The sequence below is a fragment of the Oceanirhabdus sp. W0125-5 genome, assembly GCF_027938815.1.
GTDB lineage: Bacteria > Bacillota > Clostridia > Clostridiales > Clostridiaceae > Oceanirhabdus.
In genome coordinates, this window is sequence record NZ_CP115913.1 from 2,174,662 (window position 1) to 2,195,999 (window position 21,338).

Sequence of the window (21,338 nt, forward strand, 5' to 3'; positions counted from 1 at the left end):
GAATAATTAAGGTATTCTAAATGTTAGACAATCGAAATATAATGTAGTATTATAGATGATATACTATGTTTAGGAAGTGATCTTATCAAATATTTAAAGCTTGGGAGGAATGTATCCCTATTTATAATTGTTGTTTTTTTATTTGGGCTAACATCATCAGCCTTTAATGGATTTTTAGGTATTTACATTAAGGAAATAGGCTATAGCGAAACAATTGTAGGAGGTTTGTTATCTCTAAGAAGGATATCAGTAGCCTTTTCAGCAATTATAATGGCAATGTTAGCTGGTAGATTTGGAAGAAGGAATGCTTTGGTATTTGGACTAATATTGATGGGGATTGGTGCCATTGGAATTATTAGTTTTAAAAGCCTTGAAATAATGAAATGTATGTCTATTATTTTTGGTATTGGACAATCAACATTAATGACATTTGAAGCTCCATTTTTATACTCAAAAAGCACTGAGGAAACAAGAGTTCATGCGTTTAGTGCAAGTTTCTCAGCTAGAAATGCTGCATTTATGATTGGAGCATTTGGAACTGGACTATTAGCAGATTTCTTAACAACATATGTAAAAATAGATTGTTTAGGAATAAGATATGCCTTATACATTGTCAGCGCGATGACATTTGTAGCTTTGATTCCTTTAATGATGATAGAACAAGAAGGTCATGGAGATAGGTTAGTAATTAATCTTGAAGATATCCCAAAGGTATTAAATAAGAAGTTAATTACCTTTTTAATATATACAGGATTTATTGGTTTTGGCGCAGGAATGGTTGTTCCATTCTTTGGAGTATATTTAAGATATTCATTATCTATAGCAGACAGCACAGTAGGACTAATTCTAGCAATAGCTCAGATGGGAACAGTAGTAGGCGGATTAACAGTACCTCTATTAGCTAAAAGATTTGGTAAAGTAGATACTATCACACTTGTTCAGATGGGATCTATTCCATTCTTAATTTTAATTGGAGTGCCAATGAATATTGTCCTAGTGACTATAGCTTTTTTCTTTAGATCTTCTTTGATGAATATGGCTCAGCCATTAATTCAAAATGTATATATGGAAATTGTTGATGAACAGCAAAGACCTCTTGTTAGTTCTCTTAGGTCAACTGTAAGCAACCTTGCAAGAGCAGGAGGGATTATGCTTGGCGGGTATATGATGGCGAATGTCTCATATGGTTCTCCATATGTAGTTACGATTTTGTGCTATATCATAGGAACTATTGTATTTAGACGTTTCTTTAGCCATAGAGATAAGAGAGAGACATCATGTAATGTGTAGATATGTGTTGCAATTATCACATCTTTTAATTTGAAACAATGATATAATCAATCATGAAAATTCACTTTAAGTTTAAAATCGTGGAGGAACAAATGATGAAAAAAGTTGCTATATATGTTTGTGGAGAGGTTTCAAAAAAGTGTACAGCTAATGGCTGTTTAAGAACATTTAATGAAAAGGAAGATTCTTTTAATATATATAAGGAATCCGGTTGTCAGTTAGTTGCATTTAATAATTGTAATGGATGTGACGAAGAGCCTGTGGCAAGTCTTAAAGAGAAAATTAAAAAACTTAAAAAAGCTGGGGTGGAGGTAGTTCATTTATCTACATGTATAAGAGGTAGATGTGAGTATTATGAAGAGTTTGCTAAAGTATTTAGTAGACACTTTGATGTTATAGGATATACTCATGGTTCTAAAGAAGGAAAAAAGAATAATAATATAAATTTAGATAAAGTATTATCGTGAGAAATCATGATGGTACTTTATTATTTTTATGACTTATTAAAGGTGATTTTTATGTTTTATTTTTGAAATATAATATGTGATGTGATATAATAACCACAGAATAACTTTCATATATGATTCGTTAACTGCCGTATATGAAAGTTTTATACAAAAAGGAGGATGAAACTATGGAAAAGAGTCCAGCGCCAGCACTCACTAATGGGTTAGAAATAATTGAGTTAATTGCTGAAAAAGGAGAAGTGGGATTTAATTCTATCAGTGAGATTAAAGGAATAAGTGTTAGTAGTTTAAATAGAATTTTAAAGGTTTTATTATCAAAGTCTTACATAGTTAAAAATGATAAAGGTAAATATATGTTAGGTTCTAGAATTTTTACTCTTGCAAAAAGTGAATCTCTCTGGAATGGAATTTTGAAAAGAGCATCTAATATATTAAAGGAAATAAGTGAAAAGTATGAAGCAACAGCTTTGTTATTTGGTTTTTCAGATGAATCAGTAATTGCATTAGATAAAGTTATAAATATTGATAGTGTAGTAATGCAGAAGGTGGGTACTGTCAGTAAACAGTTTTTAAATAGACCATGGGGCTTTGTATATATGGCAAGTGTTTCAGCGGAATCAAGAAAGAAATTTTATGAAATAGTAAAAAACAGTGAAAATGATAGTAGAGAAACACCCTCTCATGAAGAGGTAGAAGAATTTATTGAATTTGCAAAACGAGAAGGATATTCAGATGATTTTGGAAAAATTAAGTCCTCAATTCGCAGGTTAGCAGTACCTATTGTTAATTCTAAGGGAGAAGTAATCTCGGCTTTGGCAGTAGGATTTGTTAATGGTGCTTTAAGTGAGGAGACAATTGAAGAAATTATTTCGTACCTAAAGAATAAAGCAGTAGAATTAAATAATTTGATTAGTCAATAAGAAGATAATTAATGATAAGAAGAGAATTAATGATAAGGAGATATTGATATGGCCACTGAGAATTTTTCTAAAAAGCTTATTGAATCGTTTTTTGGAAATATAGCAACATTTGCTTTAAACTTATTATTTCCATTTGTAGCGACACGATTATATGGTTCTGATATTTTAGGTAAATATACCTATGGATATTCTATAGTTATGATGACGATTTTTTTAGCAACACTAGGACTGGGGACGGGACTACTTTATTTTATACCACGAGAAGGAAATAAGTATATCACATCCTCTTTCGTATTGAATTTTTTTGCAAGTATAGTGATTAGTTCAGTTTTATTTGTTTTTATTAAAGATAGTACAGTGAGAGCCATGCTGCCTTTAATATGGCTACTGTCTGCTGAACAATTATTTTTCACTATTTATAGAGCTAAACACAGTATAAAAGAATATTTCTTGATAAATATTTTATGTGGACTGTGTCTTAAGATTATTCTTACTGTAGTATTATTTAAAATATTTGGAGTTAATTCTGTTAATATAATTATAGCAACATATATATCAGTTATATTATCTTTAACTTTTTATTCATTTAAGCAAAGAAAGATGTTTGGAAAGTTTGTAATTAGTAAGAGTGTAATAAAATATTCTCTACCATTGATTATTGGAACAATGATGTCAGTTTTAATAAGTCAAATTGATGTAATAATGATAGGTAATATGATTAGTAAGCAGGAGGTTGCTGTATACAATGTTGCTGCAAAAATTGCAACATTCCCATCAATCTTACTAGTGGTACTAAACACTGTATTTCCACCAATAGTAGCTAAATTATATCACGATGGTGAACTTGATAAGCTAAGAAAAATGTATAAGTTATCCGCAAGAACACTTGCTGCTTTATCAAGTATAATTATTATTTTAATGGTGATTTTCAGAGAAAACCTATTGGGGTATTACGGACCAGAGTTTTTAAGAGGGCAGTATGTTATTGTATTTAGAGGAATAGGCCAACTTATAAATGCTTCCGTTGGAAGTGTATGGTATATAGTTTGTATGACGGGAAGACCAAAAGTAAATATGGCAGGAAAGGTTTCGGCTGGAGTTATTAATACAGTTTTGAATATACTTCTTATACCTGTTTGGGGAATAACCGGAGCAGCAATTGCTAGTATGATATCTGTTGGATTTGTGAATATATTAGGGTATTCTATTGTATCAAGAATCTTAAAGGTAAAGGTTTATGGCGTTGTGTAAAAAGTGAAAAGCAGGGGACGGAAAAGCGTGGGGACGGTTAATAAATTTTTAGGATAGGAAAAGCATGGGAAAAGCATGGGGACGGTTAATAAACATTTAAGATTAAATTTCGCAATAGTTGAGTAAAAGCTGAGGAGTAGTTGGTAATCCTCAGCTTTTTTTGAGAATAAGGGTGAGAATTGGGGACGGTTAATAAATATTTAATTCGTCTATAAACTCAAAAACAGCTTCTTTTTTAGTAGCCCATGAAGTGACAAGTCTAATTGCAGAATTATTAGCATCGATTTTTTCCCATGTATAAAAGCTAAATTTCTTTTCAAGTTTCTCAATCAGTGTATTATTTAATATTGGAAAGATTTGATTAGTAGGGGAATCTATTAAAAACTTGCAATTAGCATTTTTTAGACCTTCAGTTAAGAGTTTTGCCATTTCATTAGCATGATTAGCTAGTTCGAAATAAAGAGTATCTGTAAATAATTCTTCAAATTGAATTCCTAGTAGTCGACCCTTAGCAACAAGACCTCCTTTTTGTTTTATATTATATCTAAAATCTTCTTTTAAAGTTTCATTTTTTATAATTAAAGCTTCACCAAGAAGGGCACCGTTTTTGGTCCCACCAATAAAAAAAGCATCAGTTAAATTGCACATATCTGATATTGTTAAATTAGCTTCTTTAACAGTAAGTGCACAACCTAACCTTGCTCCATCTGCATATAAGAGAAGATTATTAGAGTTACAGAACTTACTGAGAACTTTAAGTTCTTCATTTGTGTATATAGTACCAAGTTCTGTTGGATTAGAAATATATACGAGCCTAGGTTTTACAGCATGTTCATTCACATGAAAAGCTAATACATCTTTAATATTATCAGGAGTTAATTTTCCATCTATTGAATCTACTGTAATTACTTTATGTCCAGTATATTCAATTGCTCCAGTTTCATGAACCGCAATATGACCTGTATTAGCAGATATACAGGCTTCGTAAGGTCTCAAAAAAGCTCCAATTGCTATTAGGTTTGTTTGAGTTCCTCCAGATATAAGGTGAACATCTATATCTTCATTTCCTATTAGTTTTTTTATTTTAGAAATTGCATTTTTAGTATGAGTATCCATTCCATAGCCTTCTTCTTGTATCATATTGGATTGAATAAGGGCATTTAAAATTCTAGGATGTGCACCTTCACTATAGTCGTTTTTAAAGCTATACATATGTAATCCTCCTTTGGTATAAATTCTAAGTAAAACTATATTCATTTAAAAGAAAAGCTTAAATTAGTTAAAACTTTAAATAAATATAGTATAGATATATTTGTTAAAAGTTTCAACTGAAATAAGGGAAGGTTAACAAATATTTATGTTTATAACCACAATTTATAGTCAAGATTAATAAGAGCAACAAATATTATGATAATAATTGAGGTGATAAACATGCCCCGTAAAGCAAGACAAAAATCATATAATGCTATCTATCATATAATGGCGAGAAGTATAACTGAAGTGGATTTGTATAAAGATAATGAGGATAAAGAAGTTTATTTATCATATATTAAAAAGTATCAGAAATTATATAGATTCAAAGTTTATGCATATTGTCTTATGGATAATCATGTTCATATTATGATAGATGCTAATGGATCAGATATATCAAGGGTTATGCATGGTATTAATTCTTCATATGTACGTTATTTTAATAAAAAGCATAAAAGACATGGTCATCTTTTTCAAGACAGATTTAAAAGTAAAATGGTCTTAGATAATAAGTATTTGTGTGCATTATCGCTATATATTCACAATAATCCAATAGATATACCAAAGTATAAAGATAGTCCGGAAAAATACTACTTTTCTAGTCTTGCAGTATATTTTGGTGAAAGAAAGGATCCTTTTGGTTTAATTCAAGATTGGTTTTTGATGAGTTTCTTTGGAGATACTTTAAGAAGAGCAAGAAAAAAATATAGCAGACTTATTTTTAAATATGAAAATAAAAAGGTTGAGGAAAAAATTAATTTTAAACATGAAGAGACTGAGTATAGAAGTGGTAGGAATACACTTGTAAGAAATTTCAAACCAGAAGATATAATTGAGTTTATTGCATCAAAGCTAAAGATATCAGAGTTGAATATTCATTTAAAGCATAGAAGGGAATATATTGAGGCAAAAGCAATAATAGTTTTATTAATGCGTAGTTTGTGTAACTATAGGTGTACTGATATATGTAATGTTCTTGGTAATATATCACAGGTGAGAGTCTCGGAATTAAGTAGTTTAGGTATTAAGTTAATGGATAATAAAAAATATAAAGAAATTGTGGAAGAATTTATAGAGTGTTATTCAGTATAGTAAAAATTTTTGATGGATTAAAATTTAAATAAATAATTATTAAATGCTGTTTTTAGAGCAAATAATAGGACAAGCATTAAATATCATCTTATTAATCAATGAAATGAGCACTATTTATAGTTAATTCTCAATCGTTTTTTAAAATTTTAGCATGAATGTTTAGACTAAAAAACTATTAACCGTCCCTAATTATCGAGACGGTTATTTTGGTCAATGACGGTTAACATGAACATATGTTAACCGTCCCCATTAAATCACATGAATTGTCTTATCCTTAGTGCAGCGAATAAGTTTCTTGCTACCATCAACTATAGTCTTAAATAATACCTTTCCGCCCCAAAGCTCAACAAGGTGCTTTAATGTTTTATATGCATATGTCATTTCAAGATCTCTACCATCATGTTCATGCACTATTAGAAGGGTATTATCCTTAGTTGCAAATTCTTCAACTTTTATATAAGGGATTGAGCCCATTCCAACACTCGTTGCTAAAGTATCTCTGATTTTTTTCCAGCCTTCTTTATCAGAGACTTCGTCAATAATATAGTCTTTGTTTTTTTTCTTATATTGGAACATATTCATTTCATTACAGAGTTCCTCTGTAAGATATTTTCTTATAAAGGATTGGTCTCTCTCAAGTTTTCGAACTTCAAATATTTTATCTCTTCCGTATCTCTTTTCAATGTCTTCAAACATCTTAAATCCAACAAAATAAGGATTTATTGATCCTAAGAAAGGTCTTATAACTTGATTATGTCTACTCAAAAATTCCATATGGAGACTTTGAGGAAGATCTAATTTATTTAATATTTTATAGTGCCAGTAACTTGCCCATCCTTCATTCATGATTTTAGTTTCAATTTGAGGGATAAAGTATTTTGTTTGCTTCATTACAATCTCAAGAATATCTTTTTCCCAGTCTGATAAATTGCTGTATTCAATTAAGAAACTCATAATATCGTCAGTAGGTTCTATAGGAATCCTATTTAAATTTGGAGGGTCTATTTCTTGAATTTCATCTAAAATACCATTCTTTTTAGTATCTTTTTGATACTTTTCAAGAAGTCTTTTTTTCGTTTCTTCTCTAGTTAATTGTTTTTCACCTATAACTCTAGCTGTATGAAAACTTAATGCATGAGCAGCATCTAGTATACGTTCAACTTTTTCGTACCCTATAGCAGGATCTGAGATGTATGATCTAATCCTATCAGAATGATTTTTGAACATTTCAACTGTATAGTCAGCCCTAGTACCTTCAGCAAACAACCTATTGTTTTTAAAAAAATCATTGTGGCCATGTACATGAGCCATAGTTAGTATTTGTAGAAGAAGAGTATTGTCCTTCATAAGATAAGCAATACAAGGATCGGAGTTAATTACCATTTCATATGGTAACCCCTCTAAATTATAATTGTAGAATGTTTTCTTTCTTTCGTAGGCTTTACCATAGCTCCAATGTGGATAGTGTGAGGGCATACCTACATAAGCTTCAAAGCATATCATATCCTCATAGCTGCAAATCTCATATTCTTGAGTATAACAATCTAGTCCTTCAGCCTTAACAATATCATTAATTTTTTTATCCCATTCTTGCAGCATTTTAACTGTATAATCAATCATAGATAAATCATCATTCCATAAGGCCCTTTTCTTTGCTTAGTAATTTTTTTAGGGCTGGAATAATATCCTCCTTTCCAGACATTGTTACAACGGAAAAATTATCTGATTTTACATTATTCATAAATTGCTGTTTGATAGTGCTGCTTGGGATATATCCTCCAATACTAATCTGACCATAACCAAAAAGATTGCAAGTTTCACAAAGTTCCTTAGCTGCTTCTACAGCTTTCTGATTATCTTCTCTCCAGTTATCACCATCACTACAGTGGAAAGCATAGATATTCCATAGGGCAGGATTATATCTTTCTTCAATGATTTCTAAAGCTTTATTATAACCACTACTTATATAAGTTCCACCTGACTCACCTTTATGGAAAAATTCCAGCTCATTTACTTCTTTTCCTACAGTTGTATGAGCTATAAAAACTACTTCAACATTTACATATTTTAATCGTACAAACTGATATAATAGAAAATAAAAACTTCGAGCTAAATATTTCTTTGTGATACTCATTGAGCCAGAAGTATCCATAATGCACATTACAACAGCATTACTTTCTTTTTTAATATCGTTCCTAATATGATAATATCTTAGATCATCTTCCTTAAAAGGGAACCTTTCTTTTGTGGTGTTGGAGTTTCTGGTATCTAAGTTGGTTGAATCTTTAGATAAATCATCAGATAAATCATCAGATAAATCATCAGATAAATCTTCAGGTAAATTACCATGAGCTTCCGAAGTTAGTTCTTTACCTCGATTAGTTGCTTTTTTCCGTTTAATCTTTTCAACTACAGATCTCTTTTTAGCAAGGCGAGGTCTAATCCCTTTTCGTTGATAACCTAATCTTTTAAATTTCTTTTCAGATTCTATTTCACTGAATTTTTTTCTTTCCATGTCTGGAAGCTCTAAATCATCAAAGAGATAATTGATTAATTCTTCAATAGTGATCTCGGTTTCATAAATGTCTTCACCCTCATTATTTCCAGCCTCTTGATCTCCTTGACCTTTTTCCATTTGGTCACTTCCAATCTTATCTCCACGTTTTTCATCACCTGTACCTGAACCAACACCAGGTTTGTTCGTACCATATATAAATCTATATTCTTTTATTCCTTTTATAGGGATTTTTATTTTTTTATCTTTACTTTGACCAATAATGCTCTCTTCAGCTATAATATTTCCCAAGTTTCGTTTTATAGATTCCTCGATTAATTTTTTATGTCTTAATCTATCTTCAGCAGAACGGTCTCTTCCACTGCTATCAAATTCCCTAAATATGCCCAAAGTGTCACCTCCTTAGGCTTTAGTAATCTATTATTACACTTATCAGTCTTTCCATAAATTATTAGCTGCATATTTTAGGATTACGTTACAGCAATGCTGGCAATAGCCGTTTTTCTTCATTTCATCAACCATTGCATTATACTTCTCGTTCTGTTCCTTATCTCGTACCTTGGTACGTGTGATAACTCTGCTTAATTCCCTTACAGAAGTAGTGAGTTTCTTCTCAATTGCTTCTTTAAGAGGTTGATAACAAGTGTAGTCAATTTTCCCACCATTTCTTATAACATAGAACATATAAGAAGTAACATCCTGTCTAAATCCTTTTGAAGAAGATGTAGAAATATTTATTTGTTCTTCAATTGATCTCATGAAAGTTTCATCTGGTTCTAATTCCTCACCAGTACTTTTATCTTTAATTTTAGTTTTGTTTACATAAGACTCTGCGTGGTCTAGATAATTATTAAATAAATCTTCAGCTTGCTCTTTATAACCATGGATAAAGGCTTTTGTAACCTCATTTTCAAGTATTTTGTGATACTCTTTCTTTATAACGTTTTGAAGGAAATTTAAATAATTTTTCTTAGTATCTTCACCAATTGGTAGTTCTTTTACTGACTTTGTAAGCATTTCAAGAATTGAGATTGGATTTATACAATCATGTGGTGACTCTGCAATTGCTTGGTCTAATGCTTTCATAATAAATCGTGGAGAGATACCTGTCATACCTTCACGTGGAGCCGCTTCACGAAGTTCACTAATATCAATTTTCTTAGTTGCACCTTTTTCAACAATCTCTTCACCGTTATAGATTTTTAATTTGGTCATAGCATTAACTTTATTAGATGGAACTAAACGAGTTAAAATAGCAAACATTGAAGCAACTTCAATTGTGTGAGGTGCAATGTGAGCGCTAAAGGTACTCTTGCTCAACATTTTTTTATAAATCTTAAGTTCTTCATCTAATTGAAGACAATAAGGAACTTCAATTCTAACAATTCTATCTAAAATTGCTTCATTCGTATGGTCTGATTTAAATTTATTCCATTCTGCTTCATTAGAGTGTGCTAATATAATTCCATCAAAATATATCATTGAAGATTTACCAGGTGAGGGGATACTCTTCTCTTGAGTTGCAGTAATCATTGTATGAAGATATTCAACTTCATTTTTGAATACCTCAATAAATTCTACAAGCCCTCTATTTCCAACATTAAAAGCACCATTTAGAGATAATACTCTTGGATCATCTTCAGGGTATAAATCCATCTTAGATATATCTACAGAACCAACAAGTACAGAAGTATCTTGATTATTAGGGTCAACTGGTGGAACAACACCAATACCTTTTCTTGCTCTAATACTAAAATCATGTGTTACTACAGGGAAGTTTTCAAATTCCCCATTGTATTCATGATTTAATTTATAGCTACAAGCTGGGCATAAATCTCCTTCAATTTTTACGTTTAAGAGTTTTTCGAATTCTTCTCTAAGATGATATGGAACTAGATGAAGAGGTTCTTCTCTCATTGGACATCCTTTAAGAGTATATACAGGTTCACTTATTTCAAGTCCTTTCTTTAAAGCTTCCATTATGGAGGATTTTCCTGCACCTACTGGTCCAACTAGATATAGAACTTGGCGTGATTCTTCACCTTTCATAGCAGCGGTATGGAAGTATTTTACTATTTCCATTAGAACCTTATCTATACCAAAGAAATCATCTTTAAAGAAGTTATATTTTTTTATAACTTCATTTCCGTAAATTCTTCTTAATTTAGGATGTTCACTGGTATTAAAAGTTTCTACGCCTTTATTAGTAATAGTTTTGTACATTCTTTCATGAGCTAACATAGCTAGTGAAGGGTTTTCTTTGAGTATATTAAGGTAATCAAGAAATGTGCCATCAAAATGTTTCTTTTTTCTATCATCTCTATCTTTTTTTATTAGATCTGAAAATTGAATCATAAATTTGTATACCTCCTTTAAAGTAGAAAGAATTATTAGCTCATCATATTTTGAAAAACAAAATATTATCAACTTAAAAGTGAATATAATTCTACCTTACTAATATTTATGTTTTTAATTCCTAAATTAAGACAATAATTTTCTAAAAAATAAATATAATTTACTAGTCATTGAAAAAAACAAAAGGCTATAGGATATTTAATCCTAAACCTTTTGTTTTTTTCATGTACCTAAATGAGTAGGGGAGATTAAATTTTGAACTTATTAACCATATCATTTAAACCTTGAGCTAATTCAGATTGAGTTTCAGCAACCTTTCCAACCTCATCAGCTGCTTCTGTAGTATGATTTATGTTTTCGCTTATATTAGAAATGTTAGATGTTACATCAGTTACAGTATTTGTAACTGATTCAATTGCTCTTACTAATTCTTCAACAGAAGAAGAGATTTCTTCTGAGTTACTTGATAAGTCTTGAACTAAGTTTGAAACTTCCTCTGAATCCTTTAAGGAAGACTCTGCTCTATCAATCATAACATTATAATCACTTACAACCTTTTCATCCATAAATTTAAGAAGATTATTTGAATTGGTAGATAAGTTTTGGAAGGCAACCATAACTTGCCTAACAGTTTGCTGAATGTTTGCAACTGTTTCGGAAGATTGTGATGCTAATTTTGAAACCTCATCAGCAACAACAGCAAATCCTCTTCCTTGTTCTCCTGCTCTTGCAGCTTCAATTGCTGCGTTAAGTGATAATAGATTAGTTTTCTCAGAAATATCAGCAATTATATCAGCCATATTGCTTATTTCTTCAACAATTTTACCTTCCTCAATTGCTTTTAAGATTAATTCCTGCTTTTCCTTATAAGTCACTAAAGCATCAGTTTTAGCCTTTTCAAAATCAACCTTCATAGTATGTGCGCTATTTTCAATTTCTTTAGCAAAGGCATTACCTTCAACAGCCTTATTTTTTAATCTATCTAAAACTACTTGTATCTCTAATCCAGAAGCATTCATTTCTTCAGTAGCCGCACTTGTTTCTTCCATTGCAGCAGCTATTTCATGTGTACTGCCATTTATACTCTGAATTTGTCCAGTTACTTCTTCAATTGTAGCAGATAACTCCTCACTACTTGAACTAACTTCTTGACTATTTGAAGAAATACCTTCAATTAATCCTTGAAGTTCCTCAGCCATTGTATTTATTCCTGAACTTATTTGTCCTATTTCATCCTGTGATTTAATTTTAGTTCTTGCGGTTAAATCTCCTTGAGCAATTCTCTTGATTAAATCTAATAAATTAGGAATTTCTTTTAAGAGGTGTTTAATTATAAATAAATTAATAACAATAAGAAGAACTAATCCTATAAAGAAGATAATAAATATTATGAAATTTAATTTATTTAATTCCCTTAGTGCTTCTTTTTTTGAGATATTTGTTCCAACTGACCAACCGCATGCTTTGACAGGAGCAAAAGAGTTATATTTTTCTGAATTATTATAAATATATTCATCTGTACCTATCTCTCCATTTACCATCCTTTTTGCTATTTCGCCTACTTTACCTTCTATTTCCGTCATGTTGTCTTTTAATATTTTTGAACTATCAGGATGATATATTACTGTTCCAGTTTTATCGATTAAGAAAGAATATCCGGATTCACCAAATGTATATCCAGCCATAATTGTTCCTAAAGAATCAATAGTAATATCTATAGCTACTGCACCTAATGATTTTCCCTTTGACATTATTGGTCTAGCTATAGTCATAACTGTTTTCCCAGTAACTTTATCAGTATATGGTTCTGTAAAAAATAATTTCCCCGATTTAACTGTATCTATATACCACTTTCTAGAATGTAAATCCCAATCAGATTTCTGTTCATATTCATCATGAGTTAATATGTAATTAGCTTCATCCAATACCAGATATACTAAAGAAATATTGTCATTATTTATTTGTGTATTTTTAAAAGTCTGTACAATGCTATAATATTTATCATTAGATTTAACTTCATTTTTAACTTTAACCTCATTCATAAATTCAAGTATATTTACATCATTAACTAGCTGGTCTACTATCTTTGATTTATTGGCGAAAAAAGCAGAAATTTCTTGAGATAGATTCACTGCTTCATATGTTAAAGATGATTTAACATTTTCGGTGATATTATTTTCAAAATAAATATTAATAATGAATCCTGTTATTGAAAAAATTAATGTAGATAAAATAAAAAAACTTCCTAAAATCTTTGATATAATTTGTTTCCTGAATTTCACTTAAATCCCTCCAAGTATTTGTAATCATTCAATCAATATCCATAAACCTATGGGAAAACTAAAACCTCCTAAAATAATAAGTATTCTAATAATTAAGTCGTAATATTTTAAAAATTCTTTACAATTATTAAAAAGTATATATAGTTATTTGTGTATTAATGTTGAATTGTGGTATTTTATGCTGTAAATAATGTTTTTTTACGTATTTAATAAAACAATGACTAATCAAAGGGCGATTAGTCATTGTTTTTAAAATTTATTTTGAAGGTTTAATAAAATAAAATTGAACTTTTCTTAAATTTTGAATTTGTTTACCATATCATTTAATCCTTGAGCTAAATCAGATTGAGTTTCAGCTACTTTGCTAACTTCATCAGCAGCGTCTGTAGTGTGGTTTATATTTTCACTTATATTTGTAATATTTGATGTTACATCAGTTACAGTATTAGTAACTGAGCTAATTGCTCTTATTAGTTCTTCAACTGAAGATGAGATCTCTTCTGAATTAGTTGATAAATCATGAACTAAGCCTGAAACCTCCTCTGAATCCTTTAAGGTAGATTCTGCTCTATCAATCATAACATTGTAATCACTTACTACCTTCTCATCCATAAATTTAAGAAGGTTATTTGAATTACTAGACAAGTTTTGGAAAGCAATCTTAACTTGCCCAACTGTCTGTTGAATGTTTGTAACAGTTTGTGAAGATTGTGATGCTAATTTTGAAACCTCATCTGCAACAACAGCAAAACCTCTTCCTTGTTCTCCTGCTCTTGCAGCTTCTATTGCTGCATTTAATGATAGGAGGTTTGTCTTTTCAGCAATATCAGCGATGATATCAGCCATATTACTAATTTCTTCAACAATCTTACCTTCTTCAATAGCACTTAAAATTGATTCCTGTTTTTCTTTGTAAGTGACTAAAGCATCGTTTTTAGCCTTTTCAAAATCTACTTTCATACTATGAGCACTTTTTTCAATTTCTTTAGCAAAAGTATTACCTTCTACAGCTTTGTTTTTTAATCTATCTAAAACAGTTTGAATTTCTAATCCAGAAGCATTCATTTCTTCAGTAGCAGCACTTGTTTCTTCCATTGCAGCTGCAATTTCATGGGTGCTTCCATTTATATTTTGAATTTGACCAGTTACTTCTTCAATTGTAGCTGATAGTTCCTCACTGCTTGCACTAACTTCTTGACTATTTAATGAAATACCTTGAATTAATCCTTGAAGTTCATCAGCCATTGTATTTATTGCTAAGCTTATTTGACCAATTTCATCTTTTGATTTTACTTGAGCTCTTGCAGTTAAATCTCCTTTAGCGATTCTCTTAATTATATCTAATAGAGTAGGGATTTCTTTTAAAAGGTATTTAATAAGTAAGAAGGCTACAAGAAGAAGTATTATTAAACCTGATGCAAAAGCTACAAGCATTGTAAGGTTCAATTTAACTAATCCTTTAAGAACTTCTTTCTTTGTTATATTAGTTCCTACTGACCAACCATTTACTGTAACAGGAGCATATGAGAAGAATTTTCCTTCTTTATTGTATTCGTATTCATCTGTTCCACTTTTGCCATTTACCATCTTCTTACCGATTTCACCAAGGGTACCGTCCATTTCTGTCATATTATCATTTAAGATTTTTGAACTATCCGGATGATATATTATAGTTCCTTTTTTATCAATTAATATTGAATAACCTGTTTCCCCTAGAGTATATTGGCTCATAATATTTGATAAATCGTTTATAGTTATATCAATTGCTATTGCGCCTATTGTTTTCCCATTAGAAAAAATTGGCTTAGCTATAGTTAAAACGTTTTTATCTATAGTATCGTCATAATAAGGTTCAGTAAAAAATAAATCGCCTTCAGCAACTGTATCAATATACCATTGTCTTGAATGTAAGTCCCAATCAGAACCAGGCTCCCATTCATCATCAATAACAATGTAATTTGCATCATGTAAAACTAAATAAACATATTCAATATTCTCATTATTTTCTTTAGTATTTTTAAAGGTTTGAACTATATCATTATATTTACCATTAGCTCTCGCTTCATTTTTAACTTTAACTTCATTCATATAATTTAGAATATTTTTATCATGAGAAAGCTGTTCTACAATTTTTGCTTTATCTCTAAAGAATGATGAAACTTCTTTTGAGAGAATATTAGCTTCATAGCTTAAATCCTTTTTAACATTTTCAATGATATTGTTTCGTGTGTATGTATTTACAACTAATCCTGTTGCTGAAAAAATTATTACAGATAAAATTAAAAAACTTCCAATAATTTTAGCAGCAATGTTTTTCTTTAAGTTCATACATTGTCCTCCTCTTAAGTTTAAATATATTAAATATAAATTTTAATTTGTTTAAAGAAAATATAAAATCATATTATATATGTCGATGAGGTGTTTTTTTTCTTTATACTTACCATGAGGAAAATTGCATAGAAATTTATGAGAATGAATATTAAATTATCCATAAAAGCTAATTGTTTAGAGAAATATAAAGTTAAAATGAATATTTATGCAATACAGGAATGTTTGTCAGTGTAAAAGTGTCGAAATATGTGGAAGAATATTATATAACTAACCATAAATACATTTAATAGAATTTATGGTATTATATATTTATAAAGATTGTATATAGTAAAGTTATAAATCAATATTTTAGAGGAGGTAAAGTGAAGAAATGGATGATTTTAAGAATAGGGTAGAGGAAGAAATTTATAAAACAGCAAAAAAAAGATTAAAAATAAAGAGAGGTTTTAAAATTCACAGAGGTATATATGTGGTTACGGTAGTGTTATTGACCTTAATGATGACAGCTATTGGGATATTTGATGGGGGGTTAATTGATTCAATTTTAGCATCATTAGTTGTTGCATCAGGATGGGGTATGGCAGTTGGAATACACTTTGTCGTTGCCATGAGTAGGTTGAAAGCATTAGATGGGAATGAGTTAGAAAGAGAAATTGCATATTTAAAAGGAAGAACAGGATATAATTCATTAGAAGAAGAGAAAAGTAATGATGTATTTAATATGAACATGAATAAAATTAAAAATCAAAAATCTATAGAGAAGCATGAAAGGCATTAGATTAATATCTAGTGCCTTTTAAATATTCATATGTATTTTTCTAAATTCTGAAGGTAGCATATTCAAGTGTTTTTTAAAGGTTCTTGTAAAATGAGTGGTATCATTAAAACCAACTCTGTATGCTATTTCTGATATTGGTAATAGAGTATCTTTAAGCATCATTGAAGAAATTTTAATTCTAATTTGAATTAAGTAGTTTTTTATTGTATAACCAGTTTCAGACACAAATTTTTGAGCAAGGGTTGTTCTGTTTATATTAAATTTTTGTTCTAGATCATTAATAGTAATTTTACTTGAATAATTAGTATGAAGGTATAAAATAATTTCATTTAATTCTGAAGAGGAACTAATCATAGATATGTTATTATCTTCCTCGTACTCAGTATACAGATACTGTATAAGAAATAATATTTCTAAGAAAAAAGATCTAGATCTACATGGCCAGAAGTTATTTTCAAAGGTAGTGGTTTCTTTTATTATTGCATTACTTAGATTAGATAATCTTTTAAGAGAGCCATAGCTCATATCAATTATACCCTTATAAGTTTTATTTTGTTCAAAAAATGGGAGTAATAAAAAGAAATTTCTCATATGAAGTTGGTTTAATTTTTTAGCATTATTATTAATATTATCAAGTGTAAATTCAGTTTGAATTGTAGTTGGCGAAAAATAAATAACATCAGCATCAAGAGAATTATCTTTTTCTAAAAATATTTCATCTTTTTCATTTAAGCAAAGAATACTTGGAGCCATAAATATTATGGAAGTATTGTTTAGATTAATAATTCCTGCTCCAGATTTGATAATGATAATCCTATACATATTATGACTATCAGATGAAAATGGATCTTTTGAAGTAATAAAAATTGGAATCGAACGCCCAGTTTCATTATTTACTGTAGATAAACTCATGAAAGCACCCCTCTTAAAGTCATTTTACAGGTATTATAACATATTTCTAATGATTGTTAAAAGAGGTTTTTTATTCCTAAACAAGAAATTCAGAAGATTACTATAGTAACCTTCTGAATCTTGAAATAATTTTGGGAAATTATTTTAACTTTAAACTCTTTAAGAATGTTTTTACAGCATTCCAGTATGAGTCATTATCATTAGAACTTTTCCACAAAGCTTGGGAGCCATGATACCCTTGTGATTCTGGTATAAAGCACACTTTATCCTTACTAGAGATAGCCTCATATAATGGACGATACCACTGTTCTTCAGGTTTTGAACCTGTTATAAACACAGGTAATTGTAGTTCTTTTGCATATTTTGCAATACTTTTATTTTCAATCTTAAAGTATTCACCGGGGGCAAAGGCAAGTACAGCTCGTACATTATCACTATATTTTTGTGATATTGCTAGAACAAGAGAAGCTGAATAAGAACTACCCCATGTTATGATATCTTCATATCCAAGTTCCTCATGAGCATATTGAATAGCAGCTTCAATATCTACTAAGGCATCAGGATGTGTATGAGCAAGACCATTTTCAAGGGCTCGAAGCACTGTTTTATTGTCTACACCATTAATGCTTGCACCGCTTCTAGCATCTATAGCCATTACATTGTATCCTAACTCATTTAGTCTTGGTGCAATTTCTAAATATTCTCCACGGCTCCATCTTGCTCTGTGGAATAATAAAATAATTGGAGAAGTATTGTCAATTAAATATAGATCAGCAGTAATATCTAATCCATCAAGGGAAGGGAATACAAATGTTTCATTTCTAGGTGTTTTTTTTGCTTCATCTTCCCAATGTCCTGACAAATAACTTTCCATTGCTTGCAGGTTAAGAATATTATCGATATTTCCTTTATGGAATCTGTCTGGTTCTTCTGTATTTATAACAGACATATCCAAAACGCAATCTTGAATTTTAATATTTTCATATAGTGAATTTTTCAGTTTATCTAATGTAGTTGGTAATTTCATTTTCCTATATACTGATTTAACCTTTGAGTAAAGGTTTTTTAAATAACTTAATTGATTATTAATAGCGAATTCCGCATCTATTATGTCTCCGTGTCCAGGTATTATTAAATCATAATTGTTATTTTTAATTTTTTCTAAAGTTTCTATTAAAGTGTGGTAAGAACCACCAAACTTTAAATTTGACCCTACATTTGTAACAACCACATCTCCGGCTATTAGGAGATTTTCATTTGTAAGTTCTACACTATCATGAAGATCATCTGCATGACCAGGTGTTTTTACTATCTTTAATTTTGCTTCACCCATTTCAATTATTTGGCCATCAGTTGTATTTCTTGGAGTGAAAAAGTGTCCATCATCAACTTTGAATTTTCCGTAATTTCCAGTGTGATCACCATGTAGATGAGTTACTATTATGTTTTCTAATGTTAACTTTTCCTTTTCAATAAACTCTTTGATTCTAAGACCTTCAGCTTCATTATACCCAAGATCCACTAAAGTAGCTTTATCGCCATATACAACTAACACCATATTAACGCTATTCATTGTTCCAGTACTTACATATACATGTTTTGAAACTTTTGTCCAATCTTTTAACTTATAAAGAACTTTTGACTCATTATCTTTCGTTGATCCCATAGCAGTAGCTGTACTGCTTGCTAATAAACTCATTACTAAAAACCCCCAAAACAATATTTTTAACCCCTTACTTTTAATGTTCAAATACAATTCCCCCTTAATAAATATAATTTAATTAATACCCTGAATAAATATTATCATTGGGGTAAGTCTTCAACAACAGAGATATAACAGGAATAATCGGCTTTTTTACAAAATTACAAAAAAACATAAGGACATGTAGCCGAAGCTACATGCCCTATGTATTCAATCCCCCATGTGAAGATTATAGGTTTTGCTCGTATTGTTGAACCATTTTCTTAACCATTTCTCCACCAACAGAACCACATTGCTTAGCTGTTAAGTTTCCGTTGTACTCAGTAAATTGAACACCTAGTTCACTTGCAGTTTCCATTTTAAATCTTGCTAATCCTTCTTTTGCTTCAGGTACTAAATTTTTAGCCATTAATTATTCCTCCTTTGTAATGGTTTGTAATACTAGTTTGTACTAAGGAGGACGTTATTATTATGGTAGATTAACGGGAAATTTGGTTAGAATTACTGTACAACCCATATTAAGATAAGTTATTCTAAAATATCTTTTCTTTTAAATATTATTTGACTGATTAAAAAGAAAACTATTGAATATAATCCAATTGCAATTAAACCTTCAATTAAAGTATCCTTTGGAGCTTTATCTATAAATAAGGTGAAATAAGTTGTAATTAAATATTTTCCGCTGCCTTTAATTATTTGTCCTGCTATTTCAAGTGCAAAATATAATCCTAAAGATAATCCTATAGCTGCACCACCACTAGATAAATTAATTGCTATAAAGAAAATAATCATATCAAATGCCAATAGTGGTAATGTAGATAAAATATATGCTTTAAGTACGTTTAAAAACTCACTAACATCTAAAGCACCGCCAGTTCCTAGAATAATAAAGTTTAGTATATATGAGATAACCATTGTGAAGAGTAATATCAATACAGTAATAATAACTACTGAAATAACTTTTGAAGCAAAATACTGTAATCTAGAAATTGGATGTAACATAGGGAGTTTTAAAGTACCACATTTATATTCATCTGTAATCATATCAGATATTAGTACAACACTGAATATTACCATGATTGCCTCCATAACTGCCACTAGCATAAATTGTGGTACTATGTGAAGCGTAATTTCTGCTGCTGGCATTTGTTTCTTCATGGTTATACTTCCTAAAATAGCAAGTGCAGTTATTATAATTGCAAAAACATAGATTTTTTTACTATGAAATAATTTAAAAAGTTCATTTTTAATTAGACTAAGCAATTTTATTTCCTCCTTCTGTTGTTTCTATAAAGAATTCTTCAAGAGATTGATTCTTAGGTATGAGGTATTCAACAACCACTCCATTTTCATTTAAATAACTATTCAATACACCAGATTTTTTCTCATCTAAGGTAATAAGAATTCCTTTATCAGTATCTTCTACGTGTTCTGCATAGTTTAGTTTTTCAATTAATTCTTTTGCTAATTGATTATTTTGTGTGATTAATTCAATTGAGTCATGATCTTTATCTAATAATTCAGATACCGTTCCTTGGACAATAGTTTCCCCCTGATTAATAATTGCAACTCTATTACACATTAATTCAACTTCGTGGAGGAGATGAGTTGAGATAAAGAAAGTTATATTTTCTTCTTTAGCAAGTTTTATAATTAATTCTCTCACTTCAACCATCCCTTGGGGATCTAGTCCATTTGTAGGCTCATCTAGAATTATTAACTGAGGGTTATTTAATAATGCTCTTGCAATACCCAATCTTTGTTTCATCCCTAAAGAGTATGTTTTCATTTTATCTTTTGCTCTTTTTTTCATGCCTACAATTTCTAAAACTTCATTAATTCTATCCTTTGATATATTTTTATGAAGATTAGCTATTAATTTTAGATTATCATAGCCTGAGAGGTATTCGTAAAATTTAGGCGACTCAACCACCGCGCCTACAGATTCAATTGCTTTGCTAAAATCAGTTTTAACATTATATCCGTTTATTGATACTTCACCTTCATTCATCTTGATTAAACCAAGCATCATTCTAATTGTTGTGGTTTTACCAGCTCCATTTGGACCTAAAAAACCGAATACATCACCTTTTTCAACTTCTAAATTTAAGCTTTTTACAACGTTCTTTTTACCAAATGATTTGCTTAAATTTGAAACTTTAAGAATAGTTTTAGTCTCCATTACTTTACCC

At 30.0% G+C, this 21,338-nt stretch carries 17 protein-coding genes; 6 read left to right on the forward strand and 11 right to left on the reverse strand.

Features of this window, described 5'->3' with window-relative positions:
* The first annotated feature begins 180 nt into the window (after positions 1-180).
* The 4 genes from OW730_RS10185 to OW730_RS10200 all read left to right on the forward strand — a co-directional run bounded on the left by OW730_RS10185 (position 181) and on the right by OW730_RS10200 (position 3,928).
* A complete protein-coding gene (locus tag OW730_RS10185) occupies positions 181-1,290 on the forward strand; it encodes an MFS transporter (RefSeq protein ID WP_333781284.1) in 1,110 nt (369 codons plus the stop codon).
* Positions 1,291-1,382: 92 nt separating this feature from the next.
* Positions 1,383-1,757, forward strand: a complete 375-nt coding sequence (locus tag OW730_RS10190) for a CGGC domain-containing protein (RefSeq protein ID WP_271228912.1) — start codon at positions 1,383-1,385, stop codon at positions 1,755-1,757.
* Positions 1,758-1,924: 167 nt separating this feature from the next.
* On the forward strand, positions 1,925-2,677 hold the full coding sequence (locus OW730_RS10195; RefSeq protein WP_271228913.1) for an IclR family transcriptional regulator domain-containing protein: 753 nt from the start codon (positions 1,925-1,927) through the stop codon (positions 2,675-2,677).
* A 48-nt stretch (positions 2,678-2,725) separates the two neighbouring features.
* On the forward strand, positions 2,726-3,928 hold the full coding sequence (locus tag OW730_RS10200) for a flippase (protein WP_271228914.1): 1,203 nt from the start codon (positions 2,726-2,728) through the stop codon (positions 3,926-3,928).
* Positions 3,929-4,117: 189 nt separating this feature from the next.
* On the opposite strand, the gene OW730_RS10205 is transcribed toward OW730_RS10200, so the two are convergent.
* Positions 4,118-5,140 carry a threonine aldolase family protein gene (locus tag OW730_RS10205; protein WP_271228915.1) on the reverse strand — a complete coding sequence of 341 codons (1,023 nt, stop codon included), beginning with the start codon at positions 5,138-5,140 and terminating at the stop codon, positions 4,118-4,120.
* Between the two features lie 195 nt (positions 5,141-5,335).
* Here OW730_RS10205 and OW730_RS10210 point away from each other — a divergent pair, with 195 nt between their 5' ends.
* Positions 5,336-6,271 carry a transposase gene (locus tag OW730_RS10210; protein WP_271228916.1) on the forward strand — a complete coding sequence of 312 codons (936 nt, stop codon included), beginning with the start codon at positions 5,336-5,338 and terminating at the stop codon, positions 6,269-6,271.
* A 249-nt stretch (positions 6,272-6,520) separates the two neighbouring features.
* Here the strand turns inward: OW730_RS10210 and OW730_RS10215 are convergent, their stop codons facing one another.
* The 5 genes from OW730_RS10215 to OW730_RS10235 form a co-directional block, all read right to left on the reverse strand.
* The gene (locus OW730_RS10215) at positions 6,521-7,891 is read right to left on the reverse strand and encodes a SpoVR family protein (protein ID WP_271228917.1); all 1,371 of its coding nucleotides are present in this window, start codon (positions 7,889-7,891) and stop codon (positions 6,521-6,523) included.
* A gap of 10 nt (positions 7,892-7,901) precedes the next feature.
* Positions 7,902-9,176, reverse strand: a complete 1,275-nt coding sequence (gene yhbH, locus OW730_RS10220) for a sporulation protein YhbH (protein ID WP_271228918.1) — start codon at positions 9,174-9,176, stop codon at positions 7,902-7,904.
* A 42-nt stretch (positions 9,177-9,218) separates the two neighbouring features.
* The gene (locus tag OW730_RS10225; RefSeq protein ID WP_271228919.1) at positions 9,219-11,141 is read right to left on the reverse strand and encodes a PrkA family serine protein kinase; all 1,923 of its coding nucleotides are present in this window, start codon (positions 11,139-11,141) and stop codon (positions 9,219-9,221) included.
* A 248-nt stretch (positions 11,142-11,389) separates the two neighbouring features.
* A complete protein-coding gene (locus tag OW730_RS10230; RefSeq protein WP_271228920.1) occupies positions 11,390-13,423 on the reverse strand; it encodes a methyl-accepting chemotaxis protein in 2,034 nt (677 codons plus the stop codon).
* 294 nt (positions 13,424-13,717) lie between these two features.
* Positions 13,718-15,751 carry a methyl-accepting chemotaxis protein gene (locus tag OW730_RS10235; protein WP_271228921.1) on the reverse strand — a complete coding sequence of 678 codons (2,034 nt, stop codon included), beginning with the start codon at positions 15,749-15,751 and terminating at the stop codon, positions 13,718-13,720.
* A 373-nt stretch (positions 15,752-16,124) separates the two neighbouring features.
* Here OW730_RS10235 and OW730_RS10240 point away from each other — a divergent pair, with 373 nt between their 5' ends.
* Positions 16,125-16,532 (forward strand): 2TM domain-containing protein, encoded by a 408-nt coding sequence (locus OW730_RS10240; RefSeq protein WP_271228922.1) that lies wholly within the window; start codon positions 16,125-16,127, stop codon positions 16,530-16,532.
* Between the two features lie 18 nt (positions 16,533-16,550).
* Here the strand turns inward: OW730_RS10240 and OW730_RS10245 are convergent, their stop codons facing one another.
* From OW730_RS10245 to OW730_RS10265, 5 genes are all read right to left on the reverse strand, one after another.
* Entirely contained in the window at positions 16,551-17,444 is an 894-nt protein-coding gene (locus OW730_RS10245) for an AraC family transcriptional regulator (RefSeq protein ID WP_271228923.1), read from the reverse strand.
* A gap of 139 nt (positions 17,445-17,583) precedes the next feature.
* Positions 17,584-19,194: an MBL fold metallo-hydrolase gene (locus tag OW730_RS10250; RefSeq protein ID WP_271228924.1), complete on the reverse strand. Its 1,611-nt coding sequence runs from the start codon at positions 19,192-19,194 to the stop codon at positions 17,584-17,586.
* A 181-nt stretch (positions 19,195-19,375) separates the two neighbouring features.
* Entirely contained in the window at positions 19,376-19,555 is a 180-nt protein-coding gene (locus OW730_RS10255; protein WP_250857524.1) for an alpha/beta-type small acid-soluble spore protein, read from the reverse strand.
* A 119-nt stretch (positions 19,556-19,674) separates the two neighbouring features.
* Complete coding sequence (locus OW730_RS10260) at positions 19,675-20,409, reverse strand: ABC transporter permease (protein ID WP_271228925.1); 735 nt, start codon at positions 20,407-20,409, stop codon at positions 19,675-19,677.
* Complete coding sequence (locus tag OW730_RS10265) at positions 20,402-21,328, reverse strand: ABC transporter ATP-binding protein (RefSeq protein ID WP_271228926.1); 927 nt, start codon at positions 21,326-21,328, stop codon at positions 20,402-20,404. Before OW730_RS10265 ends, OW730_RS10260 begins: the two co-directional genes overlap by 8 nt.
* Between the last annotated feature and the right edge of the window lie 10 nt (positions 21,329-21,338).

Excerpts from the sequence above, each read along its gene's own strand:
- OW730_RS10190 (WP_271228912.1), top strand. The coding sequence starts at position 1,383 with ATGATGAAAAAAGTTGCTATATATGTTTGTGGAGAGGTTTCAAAAAAG.
- OW730_RS10265 (WP_271228926.1), bottom strand. The coding sequence starts at position 21,328 with ATGGAGACTAAAACTATTCTTAAAGTTTCAAATTTAAGCAAATCATTT.
- OW730_RS10235 (WP_271228921.1), bottom strand. The coding sequence starts at position 15,751 with ATGAACTTAAAGAAAAACATTGCTGCTAAAATTATTGGAAGTTTTTTA.
- OW730_RS10195 (WP_271228913.1), top strand. The coding sequence starts at position 1,925 with ATGGAAAAGAGTCCAGCGCCAGCACTCACTAATGGGTTAGAAATAATT.
- OW730_RS10255 (WP_250857524.1), bottom strand. The coding sequence starts at position 19,555 with ATGGCTAAAAATTTAGTACCTGAAGCAAAAGAAGGATTAGCAAGATTT.
- OW730_RS10210 (WP_271228916.1), top strand. The coding sequence starts at position 5,336 with ATGATAATAATTGAGGTGATAAACATGCCCCGTAAAGCAAGACAAAAA.
- OW730_RS10200 (WP_271228914.1), top strand. The coding sequence starts at position 2,726 with ATGGCCACTGAGAATTTTTCTAAAAAGCTTATTGAATCGTTTTTTGGA.
- OW730_RS10215 (WP_271228917.1), bottom strand. The coding sequence starts at position 7,891 with ATGATTGATTATACAGTTAAAATGCTGCAAGAATGGGATAAAAAAATT.
- OW730_RS10240 (WP_271228922.1), top strand. The coding sequence starts at position 16,125 with ATGGATGATTTTAAGAATAGGGTAGAGGAAGAAATTTATAAAACAGCA.
- OW730_RS10205 (WP_271228915.1), bottom strand. The coding sequence starts at position 5,140 with ATGTATAGCTTTAAAAACGACTATAGTGAAGGTGCACATCCTAGAATT.
- OW730_RS10225 (WP_271228919.1), bottom strand. The coding sequence starts at position 11,141 with ATGATTCAATTTTCAGATCTAATAAAAAAAGATAGAGATGATAGAAAA.
- OW730_RS10245 (WP_271228923.1), bottom strand. The coding sequence starts at position 17,444 with ATGAGTTTATCTACAGTAAATAATGAAACTGGGCGTTCGATTCCAATT.